Genomic DNA, 3906 nt, shown 5'->3' with positions numbered 1-3906 from the left:
GGCGACGGCCGACGGCATCGCACCGCCGCGTGCGGCGATGTCGGCATCGTGCGCGGCGACCACGGCGCGCGCGAGCGGATGGTCGCTCTGACGTTGCACCGCCGCCGCGAGCGCGAGCGCTTCGTCATGCGGCACGCCGACCGCTTCGAACGCCGTCACGGACGGCTTGCCTTCGGTCAGCGTGCCGGTCTTGTCGAACGCGATCACGGTCGTGCGCTGCGCGAGTTCGAGCGCCTGCGCATCCTTGATCAGCACGCCGTGCCGCGCCGCGACGCCGGTGCCGGCCATGATCGCGGCAGGTGTCGCGAGGCCGAGCGCGCACGGGCATGCGATGACGAGCACCGCGACCGCGTTGAGGATCGCGGTTTCCGTGCCGGCGCCGGCGATCAGCCAGCCGACCAGCGTCAGCAAGGCGATGCCGAGGATCGCCGGCACGAACACCTCGCTCACGCGATCGACGAGCCGCTGGATCGGCGCCTTCTCGGCCTGCGCGGATTCGACGAGGCGGATGATGCGCGCGAGCGTCGTCTCCGCGCCGATCGCGGTGGTTTCGACGACGAGCGCGCCTTCGCCGTTGATCGAGCCGGCCGTGACGGCGTCGCCGTCGTCCTTCGGCACGGGCAGGCTTTCGCCGGTGATCAGCGATTCGTCGATGTGCGAGCGGCCCGACACGATCCGGCCGTCGACGGGCACGCGCTCGCCGGGACGGATGCTGACGCGGGTGCCGACGCGCACTTGCGCCAGCGGCACGTCGCGCTCGACGCCGCGCTCGATGACGCGTGCGCGATCGGGACGCAGCGCGTTCAACGCGCGGATCGCGTCGGTGGTCTGGCGCTTCGCGCGCGATTCGAGCCATTTGCCGAAGCGCACCAGCGTGACGATGACGGCCGATGCCTCGAAATACAGGTGGCCGGGATGCAGGGGGGCGCGCACCAGCATCCACAGGCTCAGCCCGTACGCGGCCGACGTGCCGAGCGCGACGAGCAGATCCATGTTGCCGGTGCGCGCCTTCACCGCATGCCAGGCGGCGCGATAGAAACGCGCGCCATAGCCGAACTGGACGATCGATGCGAGCAGGAGCTGGAGCCAGCCGGGCAGCATCAGGTCGATGCCGAACGGCGCGACGAGCATCGGCGCGACGAGCGGTGCGCTCAGTACGGCGGACCAGATCACGAGATCGCGTTCGCGAATCGCTTCGAGGTGCTTGCGGGCGTCGTGGTCCTGCGCGGAGTGGGCTGATTGCGCGTCGATGCCGGCCGTGGCGCCGCTCGATGGCGCGGCGGCGAGCGACGCACGGTAGCCGGCTGTGGTGACAGCCGCGCTCAGCGTGGCGGCGTCTAGCGCGCCGGCGCCGTGCACCGACGCGCGCCCGGTCGCGAGGTTGACGGTCGCACGCGCGACGCCCGGCACGGCGGCCAGCGCCTTTTCAACGCGGCCGGCGCAGGACGCGCAGGTCATCCCGCCGATGTCGAGTTCGAGATCGGCGGAAGCGATGATGCTGGCGGCTGCCGGCGGGATCGTCGCGCCGGCAACCGGCGTCGCGCCATAGCCGGCTTGTTTCACGGCTTCGGCGAGTCGGGCGGCGGTCACGTCGGGCGTGGCGTCGACGGTAGCCCGCTCAGTCGCGAGGTTGACCGACGCCCGCGTGACACCCGGCACCTTCGCCAGCGCCTTTTCGACGCGCGACACGCACGACGCGCAGGTCATCCCGTCAATATCGAGTTCGATGCTGGCGGGCGCGGCAGGCGACGAAGGTGCGAACGTGGCGAGGCCGTCATTCGTTACGGTCGGCGTCGCGCCGTAGCCGGCCTGTTTCACGGTGTCCACCAGCAGCGCTGCGGAAACGTTCGCCGCGGCATCGACGGTAGCCCGTTCGGTCGCGAGGTTGACCGACGCGCGCGTGACGCCCGGCACCTTCGCCAGCGCCTTTTCGACACGCGACACGCACGATGCACAGGTCATCCCGTCGATATCGAGTTCGATGATGGCGCTGTCGACCGGAGGCGGGTGGCTGATAGTGGAAGCAGAAGCGGCCATCGGCGTGGGCGACGCTTCGACAGGATGGGCATGCACGGTCGTGGCAGTTTCGAGCACCGGTGCACGCACGGCGGCGCGATAGCCAGCTGCTCTGACCGCATCGACGAGCTGTGCGGCTTCGACCGTTTCCTGCGCAGTTACTGTTGCCGCGTGTGCGTCGAGGTCGACCGTCGCCTCGACGACGCCCGGCACCGCGGCCAGCGCTCGTTGCACGCGGCCCGTACAGCCGCCGCAATGCATGCCGTCGATGCCCAGCTCGATCGTATGCAGCGCTGCGGAGGCAAGTGGTTCAGTCATGTCGGATTCCCTGAATGCGCGGCTCTTGCCGCCAATGATCCCAGTATCAACATTCCCATGATGGTAAGGTCAAGCGGCGCGTGATGCATTCGATGCAAGGCGTGCGGATCGGCTCAAGGCCAATACTGTCCACAGGGTGCCACGGCCCGGAAAAAGCGAACGCCCGGCTTCCGGGCGGAAAGCCGGGCGTTACATTTGCACGCGATCGCACGATCGCGCAGTCACGCGCAGAGCTTGGCGCTCGCGAGACGGTTCAGGCTGACGCCTTGTTCGGCGGCCTGGATCACTAGCGCGCGGTGGGCTTGCGGCGGGATGCGGACCTTGAATTCGCCGCTGTAGGTTCGATCGGCGATCGGCTCGGGCACCTTTTCGCCGTTCGCGGTCATGTCGCGCACGACATCGGCGACGAGTCGGCGAATGCCGGCCAGCGCGCCTTCCGGTGTCGCGTCGAGCCACGAAAGAGACGGGAACTCCGCGCACATGCCGACGTGCTCCCCGTCCTCCGGGGACCACGTTACGCGGTACGTAAAGTGGTCTTGGGTCATGATTTCTGTTCCTTCAGTCGGTCGATCGCGTCGAGAACCTGCCGCACCTGATAGGCCTTGGCTTTCCCTCGATCGTTCTGGATGTTCACTCGAGGATCGCCTTGCCACGGTGTCTTGAAAATGGCGTGGCTTGAACCGGATTGGCGGGCCTGGCCGAAGTGCGCCTCGCAGACCTTGAACAGATCGCCGAATCGCACATTCGCGGGCTCGCGCCTCATTTGCTCGAGGATCTTCCAATCGCTTGCCATGCTGAATGGTGTCAATAGTGACACCATTTGTCAATCCGGATAGCGACTCGATCGACGCTGGGGCAGATCCGACGCCTGCTAGACCCGCTTCGATGCCACCCCAATTTGCCTGAAGATCCGGCGAAATATTCCAGACCCGCTCAGCCCGCGGGTACGCGCCGCCAGCTAATCGGCATATTGGGGGATGCCCTGAGGCGCTATGATACCGGCCTGACATCAGCGCCCGCCGTTATGAACCGTAGCGAAACGGTTGTCCGGGCAGGCTGGGGTGCCTTGTTTTCGCCAGTCGCAAATCGAACAAGGCGTTGACTGAAAAGAACGATATTCGGCCAGTAATCGATGATTGAAAACCAGCAGGAATCAGTTTCCCTGCGGCGCGCGTGCGCGTCGCTGGCCATGGCGGCGTTGCTCGCGGGGTGCGCGTCGCAACCGGACGCAATCCAGCGGAAAACCGGCTGGATGCGCGCGGAAGTCGCCGACTCCTACGTCTACGCGTATCCGCTCGTGCTGATGGACATCGCGAAGGAAGCGGCGACGGGCGGCGACGGTGCGCAACCGGGGCAGGCGCCGCTCAACACGCTGCGTCACGCGCAGGCGCTGCCGCCGGTCGGCGCGGTCAATCCGCCGCTGCCGGGCGTCGACACGCTCGACTCGACCGGCTGGCTCGACGTTGCCACCGAACCCGTGATCGTCACGTTGCCCGACACGCGCGGCCGTTACTGGGATGCGCGCGCACTCGACATGTGGACGAACGTGCTGTGGTCGTCGTCGAGCGTGGA

At 67.4% G+C, this 3906-nt stretch carries 4 protein-coding genes; 1 reads left to right on the top strand and 3 read right to left on the bottom strand.

All coding sequences use genetic code 11. From position 1 onward, the window contains the following. The 3 genes from G3N93_RS35525 to G3N93_RS35515 form a co-directional block, all read right to left on the bottom strand. A partial coding sequence (locus G3N93_RS35525) for a heavy metal translocating P-type ATPase (RefSeq protein ID WP_206135067.1) occupies positions 1 to 2334 on the bottom strand: 2334 nt, incomplete at its 3' end. Positions 2335 to 2555: 221 nt separating this feature from the next. After that, positions 2556 to 2879: a type II toxin-antitoxin system HicB family antitoxin gene (locus G3N93_RS35520; RefSeq protein ID WP_206135066.1), complete on the bottom strand. Its 324-nt coding sequence runs from the start codon at positions 2877 to 2879 to the stop codon at positions 2556 to 2558. Further along, positions 2876 to 3154 carry a toxin HicA gene (locus G3N93_RS35515; protein ID WP_206124945.1) on the bottom strand — a complete coding sequence of 93 codons (279 nt, stop codon included), beginning with the start codon at positions 3152 to 3154 and terminating at the stop codon, positions 2876 to 2878. The genes G3N93_RS35520 and G3N93_RS35515 overlap by 4 nt, the downstream gene beginning before the upstream one ends. A 312-nt stretch (positions 3155 to 3466) precedes the next feature. Here G3N93_RS35515 and G3N93_RS35510 point away from each other — a divergent pair. After that, positions 3467 to 3906, top strand: a 440-nt coding sequence (locus tag G3N93_RS35510) for a DUF1254 domain-containing protein (protein WP_206135065.1), incomplete at its 3' end; no start/stop codon positions are given.

Origin of the sequence: Burkholderia sp. Se-20378 (assembly GCF_017104665.1) — a bacterium.
GTDB lineage: Bacteria > Pseudomonadota > Gammaproteobacteria > Burkholderiales > Burkholderiaceae > Burkholderia > Burkholderia lata.
This window is presented reverse-complemented; position numbering and strand designations above follow the sequence as displayed.

What these genes read in the sequence shown, in the direction of transcription:
- G3N93_RS35515 (WP_206124945.1), bottom strand. Translation starts at nt 3,154, where the DNA reads ATGGTGTCACTATTGACACCATTCAGCATGGCAAGCGATTGGAAGATC.
- G3N93_RS35520 (WP_206135066.1), bottom strand. Translation starts at nt 2,879, where the DNA reads ATGACCCAAGACCACTTTACGTACCGCGTAACGTGGTCCCCGGAGGAC.